Origin of the sequence: Janthinobacterium sp. 64 (assembly GCF_002813325.1) — a bacterium.
In the GTDB taxonomy this organism is placed as follows: domain Bacteria; phylum Pseudomonadota; class Gammaproteobacteria; order Burkholderiales; family Burkholderiaceae_D; genus Janthinobacterium.
The window spans coordinates 5,314,274-5,332,953 of record NZ_PHUG01000001.1 but is presented as its reverse complement, the minus strand read 5'-3'; the positions used below and the strand labels follow the sequence as shown (position 1 = coordinate 5,332,953).

Here is an 18,680-nt window from a genome sequence, read left to right as displayed (position 1 = left end):
ATTGATCATGAGAAAAAATAACTACCCTTCATATTCCACACTGTTGCTTGCAGGATCTCTGCTGCTGCCCCTGCTGCCGGCCCAGGCGAATACCTACGCTGGTTACTATGTCAATCCGCAAGCCGTGCCGCCTGGCAAAAAACCAAATTGCTCGCAGTCCATGCAAGATGGAAACACGAAAGCGCAGGGCCAGGGCGCATCCGGCGTCAGCATGGAAGGCGTGAGCAGCCCGTGCAGCCTGTCCAATGGCGATATCAATTACGATGAATTCAAGAATGATGGCGTCGCTCCAGGCGAGGTCAGCAGCGTCGGTGACGATGCCGCCTACCACCGCAGCCTGCCCAGCGACGACGCCAGGACGGGCGTCAAACGCTTGCCATCGGATGCACTGGAGTTTAGCAGCGTGAGCAGCCGTCCGCTCGCCACCATACCTGGCGCCTTGACCAGCACGGGCACGGATAGTTTCAATGCAGCATCAACCTTGCAGCCATTCGCGCCGGCTGGCTGGGTCGGCTGGCCTGCGGCGAATGCTGGCGGCACCGAACGCCTGGCAGCTGCCAGCTTCGTCAGCCCGGGCGCCACTGGCGGCGCTTCCGGCGACCCTGGCGTGTTTGGCACCAATCCGCCCGTCGCGGGCGTCGAGACGCCAGGGACGCCCGTCGTGACGCCGCCCATCGTCACGCCACCGGTAGTGACGCCGACCGATCCGAATATCCCGGCCATCCCGGAAGCGTCCACCTGGGCCATGCTGCTGGCCGGACTGGCCCTCGTCAGCCTGGCGCTGCGCCGCCGCAGCCGCTAATATGTGTCAGCGTCGGTATGGCGTACTCAACGGTTCGCCGATGAAGATGCCCTGCGCCGGCCAGGCCACGCTCTTCCAGTAAGCCTCGATCGCCGTATCACCGGACAGATAGCGCTGCAGCAGCACCGTCGGCTGCGGAAACTTCTGCCAGTAATTACACGGTTCGCTAACGCTACCATAACTGGCCGTGGCGCCCGCCTCGAGCCAGCGCAAGCTGCTCATCTGCGCCGTTCCCAACAAGTCGCCGCCATACGACGTCAAATGATCGGCCAGCGCGCCCGGTGCAAACTTGAGCGTGTCGAGCTTGGCCACGCGCGCCATGCCCGTCTGGTAGACCATGATGTCCGTTGCGCCGTCGAGCTCGTCGGCGCGCAGGCGCTTGATGTTCAGTTTTTTTGTCGGCAAACGTCCTGCCGGCGGAAAAAACGGCGCACGGCTGTTGCGCGCCGTTTCACCGGTCGTCAAATAATACGCATTCGCTTCCTGCAGGCGAAAACCGGCGCTGACGCCACGCTCGATCAGCTCGCGCGCCTGCGCCACCGATTCGGTGGGCAACAGCATGCTCAGGCGCATCTTGTATTGCGCATACGGCAGGCCGTGTGCGGCATTGAAATAGGGGCTGGGCTGGCTCGCGCCGCAGCTGCGCGCGCACAGTCCCGCATCGACGCCCAGGGTGTAGGCGGAAGTGATGGAATTGCATTCGACGGCGTACGGCGCCGTCCAGACCATCAGCACGGCCTGGATTTCAGGGCTGAGCTGGCTGTCGATCTGCTTTTTCAGAGTGGCGAACTCGACGGCGCTGAGCTTATGCGGACGATTGGCGATGCGCACGTGAACGATATTGGCAGCCGGTATATTGCGCGCCTGCCGATAATAGTCGGCGATGGCCACGCTATTGGGCTCATCGTCGTTGACCACCAGCGCCAGCTGCCCGGCCGATAGCGCCGGCGACATGGCGGGGGCGACAAACTGGGCGCGGGCGTCGGCCGGCAGCAGGACGCTGGCGAGCAAGGGGATGAGCAGGTATTTCAAAGCGGAGTGGCTGGCCTGTGCTGGTCGATGAAAACCTCGGAACGCCAGAACCGTCGCCCTGGCGTTGCATGCGGGCTTAGACGCGTTTGTAGACATCTTCGTAGCGCACGATATCGTCTTCGCCCAGGTAGCTGCCGGACTGCACTTCGATCAGGTGCAGCGGCAGGCGGCCGGGATTTTCCAGGCGATGCGTCATGCCGATAGGAATGTAGGTCGACTGGTTTTCACTCAGCAACTTGACTTCATCGCCGCACGTCACCTGCGCCGTGCCGCTGACGACGATCCAGTGTTCGGCGCGGTGATGATGCATCTGCAGGGACAGCTTGCCGCCTGGATTGACCGTAATGCGCTTGACCTGGAAACGGTCGCCCAGGTCGATGCCTTCGTAGCAACCCCATGGACGATACACCTTGGTGTGCTGCAAATGCTCGGTACGGCCTGTGCTTTGCAAGTGGGAAACCACTTGTTTGACGCGCTGCACCTGGTCCTTGTGCACCACCAGCACGGCGTCCGCAGTTTCCACCACGACCACATCCTGCACGCCGATCAGCGCCACGATGCGGCTTTCGGCGCGCACCAGCGAATTGCTCACGTCGTCCAGGTACACATCGCCGCGCACGGCATTGCCGGCTGCATCGCGCGGCAAGACCTCGCGCAGCGCGGACCAGGAGCCCACGTCGCTCCAGCCGATATCGGCCGGCACGACCACGGCGCGGCTCGTGTGTTCCATCACGGCATAATCGATGGAGTCGGCGGGACAGGCGGCGAACTCCTTCTCGCTCAGGCGGCAGAAATCGAGGTCGCGGTAAGCCAGGCGCACTGCCGCTTCGGTGGCGTCGGCCATGGCGGGCTGGAATTGCGTCAATTCCTGCAAATAGCTGGCGGCGCTGAAGAGAAACATGCCGCTGTTCCAGTAGTAGTCGCCGCTGGCAACAAAACCGGCCGCGCTCTGCGCATCGGGTTTTTCCACGAAACGGTCAATCTGGTAGCACGCTTCGCTGCCCGCGATGGCGGCACCGCGACGGATGTAGCCATAACCCGTTTCCGGCGCCGTCGGCACGATGCCGAAGGTGGCCAGCGCGCCTTGCGAGGCGGCCTGGAGCGCCTTGTCGATGGCCGCATGAAAGACCGCCCGGTCTTCAATGACGTGATCGGCTGGCAACACCAGCATGATGGCTTGCGGGTCGAGCGCTTGCAAATACCAGGCGGCGGCGGCGACGGCCGGCGCCGTGTTGCGGCCCACCGATTCGAGCATGATGGCCAGCGGTTCGATGGCGATATCGCGCATCTGCTCGGCTACCAGGAAACGGTGCTCGTCGCCACAGATCAGCAGCGGTGCCATCATCTCCGGCCAGCCAGCCAGGCGCAGCGCCGTTTCCTGCAGCATGGTTTTATCTGATACCAGCGGCAACAGCTGCTTGGGCAGCGCTGCGCGCGACAGGGGCCAGAGGCGGCTGCCGGCGCCGCCGGACAGGATGACGGGATAAATCTTCATGGTGGACGTCCTCTATTTATTTCAATAATGCAAGTTCAACGGGGCTGCGGCGCTTGCTGCGCCGGTCGCGCGCGTTCGACCATTGATCGGTCAGGCATTCGGACACGTGTTTCATGTCTCCGTTGCGGTCGACACTGTATTCCTTGAAGACGATAACTTCTTCAAGAGCAATGTTCTGCAGCACGCGCGTATATTCAAAAAGCACGCTGCGCACCACGCGCGCACCGGAACAGATATGGCTGCCGTGACCGATCCAGGTGGGGCCGATGATGGTGGCGCCCGCCTCGATCTTGCAGCCCGAGCCGATGTACACGGGCCCTTCGATGTGCGTGCCTTCCCACTCGATGCTCGTATTCAAGCCCACCCAGATGCCCTCTTCCAACTGTACACCAGGCACGTCCATGTGGGCCACTTCCCCCATCATGACGCTTTGCGATACTTCCCAGTAATCCTTGATGTTGCCGATATCGATCCAGCTGAACGTGCGCGACTGGGCGTAGAAAGGCAAGCCCTTTTCGGCCAGCAAGGGAAACAAGTCCGAGCCGATGTCGAAGACCGTGTCCTTCGGTATCAAGTCCAGCACGGCAGGCTCGAAAATATAGATGCCGGTGCTGACATGGTTCGACAGGGCCGTTTCCTGGCTGGGCTTTTCCTGGAACGCCTTGATACGGCCATCCTTGTCGCTGACCACCACGCCATAGCTCGACACCTTGTCCCACGGCACTTCGCGCGTGATCACGCTGGCCAGCGCCCCCTTGCGGCGATGCTCGAACAGGGCCGACTGGATGTCGAGGTTGATCACCGCATCACCGCACAGGACGATGGTGGTATCGTCAAAAAAGCCTCCGAATTCCTGGATCTTCTTCATGCCGCCGGCCGAGCCTATCGGCTGCGGCACCACCACGCCGGCATCGGTCATATAGCCTTCGAACGAGTAGCCGATCTGCACGCCATACTGGTGGCCGTCGCCGAAATACTCTTCGATCTTTTCATGCAGGTAACTGACATTGACCATGATGTCGCGCACGCCATACTTGGCCAGGTGCTCGATCAGATAGGCCATCACGGGCTTGCCCAGGATGGGGATCATGGGCTTGGGTAAGTCATAGGTCAGCGGGCGCACGCGCGTCCCCTTTCCTGCGGCCAAAATCATTGCTTTCATTTCACGCTCCAATGTTTATGGGGACGCCGAACTCTGCTTGCGCCTGCCCGAAGCGGTAGAATATCACCAATTTGGCAACACTATTACCTTTTTTATATTATTTTTTGCGCATTGCAACATGCCAGACTGCCATCTTTGATGGCAACCGCGTCAGCGGTACCTGACGCATTCGCGCAGGAATACCAGGATGTCCCAGGTATAGCGTCGCAGCAGCCGGCGCGGCTCTTGCAGCAAACGGTAAAACCACTCCATGTGGATGCGCTGCACAAAAGCGGGCGCGCGCCGCTTGCCGCCGGACCAGAAGTCGAACAGCGCGCCCACGCCCACCAGGACGTTGGCGTCCAGGCCATCCTGATGGGCGAGTATCCAGCGCTCCTGGATAGGGTTGCCCATCGCCACGAGCACGACCTGGGCGCGCGTCGCATTGATTTGCCGCACCAGATCGGGCGCACTGCCGATGCCGGCATGGCCATCGCAACTGCCGACGACGTCCTGCCCCAGCACCGTGCGCACATGCGTCACCGCCCTGGCCAGGATGTCCGGTTGCGCGCCCAGCATGAACACGCGCAGCGGCTGCGCGCTTTGCCCGAACAAGTACGGCGTGAAATCGGTGCCATTCAGATTCGCGGCGAAACGGCGCCCCTGCATCAGCCTGGCGGCGATATCCATGCCGACACCATCGTTGACGATGAGGTAGCGGCGCGAGGGATCCGCTTCCAGCACGAAGCGGTTCTTCACGATAAAGTTGGTATTGGCAAAAAACAGCGCCGTCTTTTCCCCGCGCGCGATGACGCCCAGCAAATGCTGCGCCAGCCACTCGCGCGTCGTGCTCAGCACGGGAAAGCGGCTGATGTTGATGGTTTCTGGTGCTTCCATGGTGCTTGTGCGCCTCCTTCAATCCGCGGCCGCGCCGCGGTGCTTCAAATTGCGTAATTGCCTGAGCAGTGAAAATGGATCAAAGCCCCCTGCCGTGCCGCGCAGCGCGCGCCCCAGCAGCAGCATCGGCAGCAGGTAGGCGATGGCGCCGGCAAACAGGGCCAGCACCAGCAGCACGATGGCGCTGCCCTGCCACCAGCGCGCCATCGCGTACAAGGTCAGCAACAGTGCCGCAGCGCCCGCCAGGACAGGCTGCAACGCCACCAGGAAGGACGTCCAGGGCAAGTCCATGGCCTTGCATGCCAGGTGCTGCGACCACGGCAACATCAGCAGGTAGGCGGCGGCAAACGACAAGCTCATCGCCAGCAAGCCATACTGGCTGAAGCAGGCGGCCAGGATCACGGCCAGGCTCAGCTGCAAGATACCGAGCAGCGGCGGCCAGCGGCTGTGTCCCAGGGCAAACAGCACGTAGTTGTTCAGTTCCGCTACCGAAGAGAGGCAATACAGCAGTGCCAGCGCGGCGATGGTACTGCTGGCCGGCAACCATTTCTGGCCAAATACCGTTGCCACCAGCGGCTCGGCCAGGGCGGCCTGGAACAGCAGCATGGGCAGCATCAGGAACAGCATCATCGCCAGCAATTGCAGGTAAGCCTGGCGCAGCTGCTCGGGCTTGCCGCTGGCGGCGGCGAACACGGGCAGCGACACGCGCAGCAGCGACGCCGTGATGACCAGGTACACGGCCGACGTCAGGCGCTTGGCCAGGTTGTACAGTCCGGTCGCATACGGCCCCAAAAAGATACTCACCAGCAAGGAATCGCCATTGCTGTTGGCAAAGGACAAGATGCCCGAGACGCTGACCTGGCGCACATCATGCCAGTAGCGGCTGGGCCGCGCGCGCCACGCCAGGCTGGGCAGCCAGCCGCTTTGCAGCACCACCAGCAGCAGCGCCAGCCCGGCCGCCATCACTTGCTGCACCACCAGCGACATGGCACCCCAGCCATGGTAGGCCAGTGCAATGCCGAGCACGCCACCGAGCATGACGGACACGGTGGAGCGGATGGCCAGCTGCTTGAATTTCATCTGCCGCACCAGCCGCGCTTCGTATGAACGCACCATGCCGAAGAACAGGATGGAGAGGCTCATGCCTTGCAGCACGGGCGCCAGCGATGGTGCGCTGAACAGCGCCGAGACGGGGCCGGCGCTCAGGAACATGCAGGCGCACAGCAACAGGCCGGCTGCCGTGCAGCGCCAGAACAGCGCCGAATAGGCGCCGTCATCGGGTTCTTTCGCGCGGATCACGGGCATGGCCAGTGCGTCGAGCACGACCAGGCGCGAGAACAGTATGAACAAATGGGCAATCGTCAACAAGCCGAATTCGGCAGGGTTGAGCAGCCGCGCCAGGATGGCGAAGATGATGAAGGACAAGCCCTGCTGGGCCAGATTGTCGAGCACGGCCCAGAAGGAGCCGGACGCCATGCCAGGCGCCTTGACGTCGCCTTCGGCTTTGCTCTCGCTCATGCTGCAGCCCCGCTCACGGGCGCGCCTTGTAGCTGGCCACGGTCGCGCTGACGAAATCGCTGATGCGCGCGGCGATCGTGCCGATATCGAAGCGGTGCGAATGCTGCAGCGCATTTTGCGCCAGGCGCATGCGCGCAGGCTCGTCCGGTTCCAGCACGTCGCGTAGCAAGGTGATCAGTTCGTCGTGCTGGCCCGAGGCAAAGGTGTAGCCATTCTCATTTTCGCGGATGCTCTCGGCGATGCCGCCGGAACGCGCGCAAATGACGGGCACGCCGTAGGCCAGCGCTTCGACGACGATGCGGCCAAACGGCTCCTTCCACTTCGACGGCACCACCAGCACGTCGAACAGCGGATAGACGTCATCGGGCTTGACCCAGCCCATGAACTCGACGTCGGCATCGCCGAATTTTTCACGCAGGCTGGCCACATACGCTTCGTCTTCGCCCGTGCCGCCGATCAGGAAGCGTACATTGCTGTTCGGCCCCATCAGGCGCGCCGCATCGGCCAGCACGTCGACACCCTTGTGCGGCGCCAGCACGCCCATGTAGCCCACGACCAGCTTGCCGTCGCGCGCCTTGGGCACCCGCCCCGCGATGGGGAACACGGGACCGGGAATGACGGCCGAGGTGGCGTGCTTGAAGTAGCCCAGTTGCAGATGTTGATCGACAACAAAACGCGTTTCGCCAAAGACCCCGTCCACCAGGTGCGACATCGGCTTCTTTCCCACTGACAACACCTTGCAACTGCCGCACTGGCCCGTGCAATTGGCGCCGTTCCTGAACAGGCCGCCACGCCAGCAAGCCAGAAAGTAACTCTGGATGACGTGGACCACGGGCACCTTGTGCATGCGCGCCAGCAACCAGGTTGCCACATTGATGTTTTCAATGCTGACCGTCATGACGACGTCGGGCCGGAACGCCTTGACGTGCGGGCGCAAGCGCCAGTAGGCGCGCGGATTGAAATTTTCCAGCACATGCCACAACATCTTCAAGGCCGCCGGGCGTTTGGTAAAAAAGTAGTCCCAGTACACATTCGGCGAGCGCACGATATGCACTTCCACGCCCTTGTACTGTTCCACGCCGGCGGCGTCGCCGACCGTGACGACGCGCACCTCGTGTCCCTGGGCCAGCAAGCCGCTGGCGATCATGAACGAGCCTTCCGGCCCGCCCCCTTTGCCGCGCGGAGGAAAGGCGGCACACACAAGCAAAATTTTCAAGTCGGCGCCCGATCAGTAAAAAGAGAGAAAAAAGTGGACATGGCGTCAGCTGACGGTCGCCTTGTGCTTGACGCCCAGGCGCGTGAACATGCCCTCGATCCGTCCGGCGTACTTCTTGCCGAGGTTTTTCACGGCCAGCGCGCAATAGCGTTCCACCGTATAGAAGTACAGGGTCGCCAGCGCAATGATCAGCATGAAAGTCAGCGCGACGACGACGGGATGGGCAATATCGTCCGGATACAGTTTCTTGACCCAGTACAGCACCGGCATGTGCAGCAGGTACAGTGAAAAACTCAGGCTTCCCATCAGCCGCAGCAAGGGATTGCCGAACAGCAGGCGCGCGCTGAGGGAGTCGAAGGAAAAGACAAAAATAAAGAAGGCCACCAGCACCGCCATCGCCATCGTGCTGAGGTTGTCATGGGTCATGCGCTCACTGAGTTCGATGATGCCGCATTCGACGCCCAGGAAAAGCAGCAGCAAGCTCACATGGATGATATTGATCAACTGCGGCTGGTGAAATTCAATGTGCATCTTCCGGCGCACCACGCCGGCCAGTACGCCAAAGGCAAAGTAGTGCAGATTGGCGCCCACAAACGTGCCCGGCAGGCTGCGGCGCAGCATGATCAGCAGCACGCAGGCGAAGACGATAAAGATCAGTGGCATGGCATTCTTGGTCGACACATAGTGGGCCGTCGCGCTCCACAGCAGCAGGAACAGGACATAGAACTGCACTTGCGGGCCTATCGTCCAGAAGACAGACTCGTTACCGATGAACAACAGATGACGCAGCAAATTGTGCGTGCCGATCTGATACTCGAACTGCGGGTCGAAGAACGTGAAGATGACGAAGGACGCGAGGATCGTAAACAGGTAGGCGGGCGCGATGCGCGTAAAGCGCGCCAGGCTGTAGGCAGTCACGTCCTCGGCACAGAATTTCTTGTCGATATACAGGTAAGACAAGAGAAAGCCGCTGAGCGAGAAGAAAATCATCACGCCCAGGTTATTGAAATGGTGCGACAGGCGCAAAAATCCTTCACTCCCCATGTGGGCGTAAATCACCATCAGGGCGGCAAAACCGGCCAGGCCGGAGATTGAATCGATTTTCTTGTTCACTGAGATAACTCACCGGTTATGAAGGAAAAACATAGCCGTCTCGGCTGCTCCTGCGATCAGTGCATCAATACACTGCCGCGCAGCATTATTATAATTAGATTAATCTTTATTGTCCGCACATTACGACATGCAGCTTGAAACAATTACCATTTGCACCACAACACCGGCAAGGAAAAATCTTTTGACGCCAGCTTACTTTCGCTTGCGCAGCAGTTCTTCATAGATGGCCACGTAGCGCCCGCCGATATGATTCCAGCTGTACTGCTCGGAAAAATGCTGCAATTGCATGCGCCGCGCCGCGTACGCATCCTGGTCTTGCGCATGCGCGGCGGCAATTGCCGCCACCGTCTGGGCCACGTCGCCAGTGTGCAAGATACCGAGCTGCGCCTTTTCCAGCAGATTGCGAAATGGCGGAATATCGCTGAGCACGGGCGTCAAGCCCGCGCTCATCGCTTCGATGGCGGCGATGCCAAAGCCTTCATGACGCGACAGGCAAATATAGTAGCTCGACTGCGACATCAGCTCGGCCAGTTGCGCATCGCTGGGATTGGCGACGATGCTGACGCGTTCGGCAATCCCCTTCTCGCGCGCCAGCGCTTCCAGGTCGGCACGGCTGAGGTCATACTCGCGCCCGGCAATCACCAGGCGCCATTCAGGATGGCGCGCGGCCAGTCCGGCAAACAGGTCCAGCGTTTCCTTCAACCCCTTGTTCGACGACCAGCGCCCGAAATACATGATGCACGGCAACTTCGTGGCGGAACCCTTGGCGTGGTACTTTTCCACATTGACGCCGTTTTCAATCACCGTCAGGCGCGGCGCCTTGATGATCTTGCCGAACACATTGCCATCGTTGTCGCTGGTGCCGACCACGCGCGCATACGCGTGCGAGGTGGCGCGCGTGACGGTATGGAAGAAGATCGTCTTCAGGCGCGAGGCGAAACTGGTATGGAAGAAGCCGCCATGGGTGGAGGCAACCAGCGGACGTCGGTGCAGCCACCTGGTGGCGGCCAGGTAATCATAGGCAAAATCGACGCCATGCACGTGCACCACGTCATAGTCGCCCAGCAGCCGCACCACGCCGGGCGAGAACGGATAGCGCGTGGAGCCCGAGTAGGGGATGCGGATCACGCGCACGCCATTGACCACCTCTTCTGCCGGCAGGATGTCGGCCGGGTTCACGAATACACGGTTCAGCGTGATGATGGTGGGAATGTGGCCGTGGCAACGGGCTTGGTAATGGGCAATATTTTGTACGACATCTTCCATGCCACCGATCGATGGATAGTACTGACGAACAACATGTGCAACTTTAATCGGCATAATGGGCTTTCCCGGCAACAAATTGGCCGGAGCGCAGCGGAGAGGTCAGCCATTTCTTGTCGCGCACGGCGCAACAGCCGAGCAAGAACCAGAGGACGCCAGCCGACTTCAGCGCGAACAGGGAGGTACCGCTGATGCACAGGATCAGCGACATATAGATAACGATGTAGGTACGGAAGCGCTCGCCGTGTTCGTCGCGCATCTTGATCATCCACAGGCCGATCCACAGCACCACGCAGCCAAACAGGCCAAAGCGCGTCAGGATGATGGAATAGCCCATGTCGCCGAAGTTGATGTTGTAGCCGGCCAGTCCGAAAATCTCCGCCGTGCCGAAACGCACCATGGTAATGCCGCTCGAATACAGGCGGCCAGGAATGTTGTCACTGTAGCGCCCATCGTAGTACAGGCCGAACAGGATCAGGATGACGCCGCACACGAAAGGCAGGATCATCACCAGGCGATTGCCGCGTCCCGAAAAAAGCAGGCGCATCAGCACCATCAAGCCGACAGTCACCAGGCCATAGCGCGAATCGGCCAGCGTGATCATGATGGCGGCGGCGCCGAGGAAAAAGGCCATCGAACGCCATTGCTCGCGGCCCTTGGACAAGCCCCATGCGGCCACGATCACGGCAAAGTTGCCGAGCGAAACGGGTTCGAGAAATACGGACGAAACGCGGTGGCTGCCCAGCAGGAAAGGCAGGATGGTGCGGCCGATGCCGGCCGGGCGGATGCCGTTCAGCGCCAGGGTGCTGCCTTCGGCCCAGTTGGTACTGGTCGAGATATTGCCTTGCGCCAGGTAATACGAATACACATTGAACAGCTTGGAGTACACGTCGACCAGCAGCAACTCGAAAAAGCCCACCGCCAGCACGATATAGATAATAATTTTCAACAGCCGGTCGGCGAATTTCTCATCACCGAAATTGCGCCCGAGAAAGTAGAAGAGCACCAGGATGATAATGTCGCGGAAACCCTTGGGATCGAGCGAACTGCGCAGCAAGGCCAGCAGCAGCAAATACGAGGCGATCAGGGTCAGGATGGCCACGAAAGACAGTTCGATGCGGCGCAACAGCAGCACGGCACAGGTGACGTAGATGCACAGCTCGGAAAACGCCACCAGCGCCGTCGATGCCTTGAAGAAATGCGTATGCACAAAGCACAGCACGGCCTGGTAAACGGTGGCGGCGATCAGGATGGCCAGCAACAAATGGCGCTTGTTGCTCTCCTCGCCAGCGTTGGGCTGGCTGGCGCGGGGGGGGCGGGCGTAGAGAGTCATGCTTGTTTCATCATCGGTTAATAAGACAGATTGGTCAGGCTGCACGCCGTGTTATTGCTAGTCATCGAACTTGCCGGCCAGTTTTTCCGTCGGCGCCTTGCCGATATGGGCAAACAGGGCATTGACGAACTGATCCTGCAACGCATATGCCGCCGTCTTGTCGGCCTGGATGCTCGAGACGCGGAACAGCAAGCCATCGGGCACCTTGCCGCCCAAGCCATAGAACAGCTGGAGCAGCTTGCGTCCCACGCCAGGCAAGGTGGCGCGGTCGCCGACGGTAACCCAGTAGGTAATCGGCTCATTGCGGCTGCCACTGACTGCCACCAGACGGCGCACGGGAATGTTGCGCTCGGCCGCCTTCAGCAGGCCCACGTCATTGCTGGTGATGGCGAAGCCTTGCGCCGTATAGCAAATTTCGGGGCGGTGTGCCTGTGTCGCTTCGCCGCGCTGGTCATCGCCATAAGCGACCGACAGCAAGATGCGTTCCCCAGCGGCGTTCACATAGGTGCGCGCCAGCGTTTGCGTGTAAATCTTCGCCAGCGCAGCCTCGGCTTCCGGGTTGACCACGGCGGCGGCCGTATCGCGCTCTTCATGCCACTCGCCAAACTCGGCCGGCACCAGCGCCGTCAGGTCCAGCATGGGCTTGCCTTCGGACATCTTGACCGTCGGCGTCACTATCTTCGTCAGCACCGAGGTCGATACCATCAGCAGGCCCAGCAGCAGGCCTGCGAACAGCGTCTTGCGCTGCATACCTTGCAGTGTATCAAGCATGTTTTTTCTCCCGCCGCTGCACATACGACTGCAACAGCCAATCAACGCCCAGGATCAGCAACAGGGCCGATATGAACAGCACCATGCCGGCAAAACCATGCAGGAAGCCCTGCCCTGCCGCGTCGCCGAAATAATACGTAATCAGGGTCAAGGTCATCACGCGGATCACATTGGCCGTAAAGGAAATCGGCACGATCAGTATGGCCAGCACGCCGTTGCGCAGGGCAGACGTATGGCGCACCAGATTGAGGTAGAACAAACCCAGGGCTTCGAGCGTAAACAGCGTGTGCAAACCGGCGCAGGCATCTGCTACCATCAACTGATATTGGCCCATCTGCAAAATCACGCCGCTGCGGGCGATCGGATAACCAAGGAAAAACAGCACATGTTCAGTGACATACGACACAGCCGTCTTCATCGGCATCGTCAACATCGCCACCAGGATGCCGGGCAAGGGAATCATGAACAGCATGAAGAACAGGGGAAACCACATGATGCGCAAGGCCAGGGTACCGCGCTTGATCAGCAGCACTGCCGCCAGCAGGACGATGTAGGAGCCGATTTCAAAGATGGAAAACTGTTGCGAGCGGCCCAGCACATACATGACCAGGCCCACCACGGCGACGATCCAGCCGGCCCTGGACGAAGGCTGGCCTTCCGTTCTTGCCATCATTTCCGGCCACTTGCGGTACAGCAGCCAGGTCGACAGCACGAGGATGATCGGGCCATGCGCCTGCTCCTCGCTCATCCACAAACCTGTGATCAGGTCATAAAAGGACGGGACGTACAGGGCCAGCAAACCGACCACGACCGGTCCCCATTCGGGAATGGCGGCCCTCCACCACGGTATCACGGCGTCGCGCGAGCTTAAGGAAGAGGTTTGCATCACTACCCCATGAATGACTGTCGTATCAAAAGCGCCTGCCTTACCGAATGGTACAGCACCGCATCGTTGGCATCGGTTAACCTCGGCCTATCGTATTTGCAAGATAGCTCCCCCAGAAACCTTTAAAGGATATGAAACTATTTTAACAAAACATTAAGATTATAACGGAGCCGCGACGCTGGTCAAGCTGAAATACTGCATTTGGGCAGGCTATTTTTTCGTCCACGCGCAAATATGGGCAAAAGAGACAAATCCCTGTGCAATCAATCACTTGCCATACGGAAAGATGATACTCTTGATCAACTTTAACCTGCCGCAGCTGTCACGGCGGAAACGGACTGACACGAACGGCAACACACTCACTTCAGCGGCAAGCTCCGCGACAAAACGGGGCGCATGAGCGCGCCAACTGGCGCGGCCATGCGTGCGCAACAAGCGACGTGGCATGCTACGCCACAGTCTATTTTTGCCACTCAACCTGCAGCAGGGACAGGGAATTGCGCGTCACGCCCACGACCGGCTGCACACTGAAGATATAATTCTTGCCCCACCACGCGCCCGCTGACCAGTACGTCCAACCGGCCCATGGCGCGTTACGCATCGACGTCAGCGCCGCCTGCAAGGTGGGACGGCACTCTGGCGTGTCGGCAACGCCAAATTCGCCCATGAACACCCTTTGCTTGTTGGCCACGGCCCAGACCCTGACCTTTTCGAGGATATCCGTCAGCTTGGCCGGTGAGATGCAGTCGGCCTTGGTTCCCGAGTAATTCGAGTCGACATACTGGTGCACCTCGATCAGGGTGCGCCCCAGCGGGTCTTTCACGCCAGCAAAAGTCGTGGCGTTGGACACGCCGTCGCGCGGCGTGGCCCAGTCATGCGCGCCACTATAGGTGCCGCCAGCAATGACGACCAGGTGTTTCGCATCATGTTCACGCAATTTTGCCAGCGTGGCCTTGGACGTTTCGCCCCATTGCCTCAGGCTCGTCAGCACCGGCTCGTTCATGAGTCCAAGCGCGACCGTATCAACATCCGGGAAGGCTGCACTCATGCGTACCCAGAAATCGGCGAAGTCCTCGGTCGTGGCGCCAGGACTGCCCAATGGAATATTGTTGTAGGCACCATAATTATGCGCATCGAGCAGCACGCACATGCCGCGCGATTTCGCCGTCTCCACCACCTTGGCAATAAACCTGAGCTGTGTCGGGTCGAGCGGACCGCCCGCGACAGGCTGCAAACGTTCCCAGCGGAACGGCAGGCGCAGCATGTTCGCGCCCAGATTGGCAAAGTAGCTGATATCGTTCGCGCTCGGATACATGAAATCCTTGAATACGGTACCGGGAATCTTGCCACCATTGAATTCTGCCCCGGCCATATTGACGCCGCGCAAGGGCGCCTTGTCCAGGCAAGTGGCGCCGGCAGGCACGGCAACGGCCATCGCCGCGGCCAGCAACACGACCAGCGCGCCCCGGCGCACACGTCCTGCGCCCGCCATGGCGCTGCCGGCATCTGGCCCCCTGTGATCGCTGCTCAATTGTCGGACTGTGTCGAACAGAAATTTCATGTTGCCATCCCTCCATTGTGGAAATACATCGTTTGCCACTATACATTTCCCATCCTTGCTGGCGCAATACAAACCGGGCCTGGCTTGATGCTGAACATGGCCCGGCCTGGTCAATACGTGCAGCATGTTGCCACCGGCAAGCATTGCGTCATCTTTGCCGGGCGACGCCCCGCTCAAGCAGCGATAGTTTAATCATAAGCGGTAATTGATACGACGCCAGGACAAGCCGCGCTATTTCATCACGGAAAGAATTCGTGTGCCGCTAGCTCACATAATGAAAATGGCCGCACAGGGCGGCCAGGCAAATTCGGGGAGAGGAAGCATGCATACCATGCCTGCTTAGGCACGATATGCGCAGGCGCAGCGAGAATGTGCGCTTAAAACTCTTGCATAACGGTACCGACAATTTCAACACCGTTACGTTCCAGCTGTTCGGCGAACGTTGCCAGATCGGCCAGTCCAGTGGCATTCTTGCGCGCCACCAGCAAGGCGCCGCCCGCGCGCGCAGCAACGGCCAGCGCGTCCGAGCCGCTGGAGAATGGCGCGACGTCGTACAGCACCACGTCATAGCGCGAGGCGACTTGCTCGTTGAGTGTGGCAAATGAAGTGCGGCTAAGCAATTCCTGCGGATTCGGCGGCAAGGTGCCCGCGCTCATGACCGACAGGGCAACAAACGAATCGATCTTGGCGATCGCGTCCAGGTCGCCGCGGCCAGCCAGCAGGTCCGACAGGCCCTGGCGCCCTTTCAGGCCGAAGAATTCCTGCTGTTGCGGCGAGCGCAAGTTCGCATCGACCAGCAAGGTTTGCTCGCCGAGCTGGGAAAAGACCACGGCCAGGTTGGCGGCAAAGATGGCGGCGCCATCGTCCGCATTGATACTCACCACCACCAGCGCCTTGTGGCCGCGTGCGAACCAGCGCAGCATCAGCTGGCTGCGGATGGCGCGCAAGGTTTCGACTTGCTGGCCAAATGGCTCATACGCGGCAAGCAGTTTGTCCGAAAAGTTGCCAGTACCGCGCGGCAGGTAGGGATAATTGAACTGGCGCGCGAGTACCTGCTCGATATCGGCTTCGGTGATCAGGCCCAGGCGCTGCGCCGCTTCACCAAAACGGATGCCCAGTTCCTTCTGCATGCGCAGCACGCGTTCGGCATTTTCCGGCGTGATCTTGCCCGACTCCAGCAGCAAGCCGCCGATGCTGGAATCGCCAACGTTCGCCGTGTGGGCGGCAGGTGCTGGTACATGGCCAGCCAGTGCAGGATGATTCATTGTGTTTCCTATCGAATTAATTCAAACGCAAGCGGCTCGACAACACCGACTTCAGGGACTTGAAGCGGCGGCGCTTAGGCGCTTGCCAGGCGATCACGCCCAGCACCGGAATTTGCAGCGCATCGAACAGATCGCGTTCGGAGCGCACGCGGCGGTCCAGCATTTCCAGCAGAATACTCAAGCCCAGACCCAGCAAGCCGCCAAAGAAGAAGGCCAGCACGGTGTTGAGGATGACTTTCGGCCCCGCCGGCACGACCGGCGGCACGGCAGGATTGAGGATCGAGATATCGGACTGTTCGGCCTGGCCTTCGATGCTGGTCTGCGAAAAACGCTGCGACGTGGCGTCGTAGGCGCGCTGGGCGCTTTCGACATCCTTCATCAGCACGCCCATTTCATCACGCGTGCGGTTCAGTTCCAGCACCTTGGTTTTTTGCGCCGCCATGGCGCCACGGATGGCACCTTCGCGTTGCTGCAAAATCTGCGCATTGTTGCTGACGCTGCCTGCAGTGACATGGATAGCCGCTGCCAGGTCGCTGCGCAATTTATCGAGTTCCGCCTTGGCGCTGATGTATTGCGGGTGGTTCTGCGACAGGCGCTGTGAAATCTCGGCAAACTTCGATTCGGCCGTGCCGAGGGCAATCTTCAAATTCTGGATCATCGGATTTTGCGCCACATCGGGCGATTCCAGCGACGATGCGCCTTGCGCCATGCGCTGGCGCGAGGTCGCTTCCATCGACTGCGACTGCGCCATCACCAGTTGCTGCGACAAATCGTTCAGGCGGTTCGATTCCACGTCGACGCGGTTATCCAGGCTGACGATGCCATTTTCCTGCTGGTACTTGGACAAACGGCTTTGCGCTGCTTCCAGCACATCGCGCATCTGGCGCGTCTGGTCATTGAAATAGGCCGAGGCTTTTTTCAAAGGCTCGACTTTCAGCTGGATGCTGACGCGCTGGTACTCTTCCGCAAAGGCATTCGCGATGGCGGCCACGAAATTCGGGTCCGAACCGCTGAAACTGATTTCTACAACGCTACTTTCACGCGACGGTACGACCTCGAGTTTTTTCAGCAACAGATCGGCCAGCCAGTCACGCACCGCGCCCTCGCCGCCCGTGGCAGCGTTGAACTGGGCGATGACGGCAGGATTTTGCGCCAGCTTCAGAGAATCGACGACATGCAGGGCAACGTTCTTGCTGCTGATGATATCGATTTGCGTCGCCATGTAGCCTGCCATCAGTTGACCCGGCATTGCCAGGCCCGTGACGGTATCGACGCCCTTGTAATTGAGCAACACGGATGCCGTGCCCTTGTACGTCTTGGGCAGGAGCAGGCTGATCGCCAGCGTTGTCGCCACCACAATCACCAGGGTGATCCAGATGACGCGCTGGCGAGCGCGCAATATCAGTAAAAACTGGGAGAAATTCATAGAAACCGTCTCATATCATTGCAAAACAATCGGTACAAAATAGGCAGCAACGCTGCCACCATCATCAGATCCTATCCCAGCAGAAGACGCTCACTGCTGAAATCGGCTCTTAAAACCAGCTTTCCTTCACATACACCACGTCGTCGCTGAGCAGCAGGTCATCGTGATTGGCATCGATGATCTGCAACTTGCCGTCCGCCCCCCGGCGCTTGATGCGGATGTTGCGCTCGGTGCCGCGCTGGGTCAGGCCGCCACCGGCCGACAGCGCCTGCAGCACCGTCATCGAGCGCTCCAGGCGCATGGGGCCTGGACGTTGCACTTCACCATAAATATAGATGCGTGGAGCACGTTCTACAAATACAACATCGTTGGCGGCCAGGTCAAAATCGCGGTTCAGGTCGGAAGTGCGCACCATTTCCACGACATCGACGACATCGGTAGTGGTCTTGCCATCGCGTTTGCGGATCAGGCTGACCGTATCGCCGCCCTCGGGACCGATGCCACCGGCCAGCGCCAGCAAGTCAAGCAGGCTGCGGCGTCCATCGACGGGATAACGGCCCGGTCGGTTCACCTGGCCCAGCACCGACACTTGCTGACTTTGCAACAAGGTCACGATGATATTGACTTGCGGCTTTTTCACAAAGCCGCCCGTTTCGAGCTTGTTGGCAATCTTCTTTTCCGCCTCGGCAACGGCCATTTTCATGACGTTGACCTGGCCGATCAGGGGGAACGTGATGTCGCCCGCTTCGCTGACGCGCGTTTCCACGCCCAGATCCGGGTTGCCGTAGACGGAAATCTTCAGCACATCGCCCGCGCCGAGCATGACTTCTCCGGCATTGGCACTGCCCAGCGTGAAGGCCAGCAGTGAGGTCATTATCAAAAGTATCAGTCGTTTCATCATCAGCTCGATCTCGTCGGTCATTACGGTTAGTTATGCAAAATATCAATGGTGCCAGGCATG

General features: G+C 60.0%; 16 protein-coding genes. 1 reads left to right on the top strand and 15 read right to left on the bottom strand.

Features of this window, described 5'->3' with window-relative positions:
• The first annotated feature begins 7 nt into the window (after positions 1-7).
• On the top strand, positions 8-802 hold the full coding sequence (locus CLU91_RS23445; protein ID WP_157814789.1) for a PEP-CTERM sorting domain-containing protein: 795 nt from the start codon (positions 8-10) through the stop codon (positions 800-802).
• A 6-nt stretch (positions 803-808) separates the two neighbouring features.
• Here the strand turns inward: CLU91_RS23445 and CLU91_RS23440 are convergent, their stop codons facing one another.
• From CLU91_RS23440 to epsE, 15 genes are all read right to left on the bottom strand, one after another.
• The gene (locus tag CLU91_RS23440) at positions 809-1,834 is read right to left on the bottom strand and encodes a TIGR03790 family protein (protein WP_332870901.1); all 1,026 of its coding nucleotides are present in this window, start codon (positions 1,832-1,834) and stop codon (positions 809-811) included.
• A 76-nt stretch (positions 1,835-1,910) separates the two neighbouring features.
• Positions 1,911-3,329 carry a mannose-1-phosphate guanylyltransferase/mannose-6-phosphate isomerase gene (locus tag CLU91_RS23435; protein ID WP_100876038.1) on the bottom strand — a complete coding sequence of 473 codons (1,419 nt, stop codon included), beginning with the start codon at positions 3,327-3,329 and terminating at the stop codon, positions 1,911-1,913.
• A 16-nt stretch (positions 3,330-3,345) separates the two neighbouring features.
• Complete coding sequence (locus tag CLU91_RS23430; protein ID WP_100876037.1) at positions 3,346-4,491, bottom strand: sugar phosphate nucleotidyltransferase; 1,146 nt, start codon at positions 4,489-4,491, stop codon at positions 3,346-3,348.
• Between the two features lie 150 nt (positions 4,492-4,641).
• Positions 4,642-5,367, bottom strand: a complete 726-nt coding sequence (locus CLU91_RS23425) for a WecB/TagA/CpsF family glycosyltransferase (RefSeq protein ID WP_100876036.1) — start codon at positions 5,365-5,367, stop codon at positions 4,642-4,644.
• 18 nt (positions 5,368-5,385) lie between these two features.
• A complete protein-coding gene (locus CLU91_RS23420) occupies positions 5,386-6,885 on the bottom strand; it encodes a lipopolysaccharide biosynthesis protein (RefSeq protein WP_100876035.1) in 1,500 nt (499 codons plus the stop codon).
• 13 nt (positions 6,886-6,898) lie between these two features.
• A complete protein-coding gene (locus CLU91_RS23415; RefSeq protein ID WP_157814788.1) occupies positions 6,899-8,101 on the bottom strand; it encodes a glycosyltransferase in 1,203 nt (400 codons plus the stop codon).
• A 45-nt stretch (positions 8,102-8,146) separates the two neighbouring features.
• Positions 8,147-9,214, bottom strand: a complete 1,068-nt coding sequence (locus CLU91_RS23410; RefSeq protein WP_100876033.1) for an acyltransferase family protein — start codon at positions 9,212-9,214, stop codon at positions 8,147-8,149.
• Positions 9,215-9,406: 192 nt separating this feature from the next.
• The gene (locus tag CLU91_RS23405) at positions 9,407-10,480 is read right to left on the bottom strand and encodes a glycosyltransferase family 4 protein (protein WP_232730852.1); all 1,074 of its coding nucleotides are present in this window, start codon (positions 10,478-10,480) and stop codon (positions 9,407-9,409) included.
• A gap of 43 nt (positions 10,481-10,523) precedes the next feature.
• On the bottom strand, positions 10,524-11,810 hold the full coding sequence (locus CLU91_RS23400) for a polysaccharide polymerase (RefSeq protein ID WP_100876032.1): 1,287 nt from the start codon (positions 11,808-11,810) through the stop codon (positions 10,524-10,526).
• A 57-nt stretch (positions 11,811-11,867) separates the two neighbouring features.
• Positions 11,868-12,581, bottom strand: coding sequence for an exosortase-associated protein EpsI, B-type (gene epsI / locus CLU91_RS23395; RefSeq protein WP_157814787.1), 714 nt, complete (start codon positions 12,579-12,581; stop codon positions 11,868-11,870).
• Positions 12,574-13,467 (bottom strand): exosortase B, encoded by an 894-nt coding sequence (gene xrtB, locus CLU91_RS23390; RefSeq protein WP_100876030.1) that lies wholly within the window; start codon positions 13,465-13,467, stop codon positions 12,574-12,576. Before xrtB ends, epsI begins: the two co-directional genes overlap by 8 nt.
• 460 nt (positions 13,468-13,927) lie before the next feature.
• On the bottom strand, positions 13,928-15,028 hold the full coding sequence (locus tag CLU91_RS23385) for a glycoside hydrolase family 5 protein (protein ID WP_157814786.1): 1,101 nt from the start codon (positions 15,026-15,028) through the stop codon (positions 13,928-13,930).
• Positions 15,029-15,405: 377 nt separating this feature from the next.
• Positions 15,406-16,293 carry a chain length determinant protein tyrosine kinase EpsG gene (gene epsG / locus CLU91_RS23380; protein WP_100876028.1) on the bottom strand — a complete coding sequence of 296 codons (888 nt, stop codon included), beginning with the start codon at positions 16,291-16,293 and terminating at the stop codon, positions 15,406-15,408.
• Positions 16,294-16,309: 16 nt separating this feature from the next.
• Entirely contained in the window at positions 16,310-17,719 is a 1,410-nt protein-coding gene (gene epsF / locus CLU91_RS23375) for a chain length determinant protein EpsF (protein ID WP_100876027.1), read from the bottom strand.
• 109 nt (positions 17,720-17,828) lie between these two features.
• Positions 17,829-18,593, bottom strand: coding sequence for a polysaccharide export protein EpsE (gene epsE / locus CLU91_RS23370; protein WP_232730851.1), 765 nt, complete (start codon positions 18,591-18,593; stop codon positions 17,829-17,831).
• Positions 18,594-18,680: the final 87 nt, after the last annotated feature.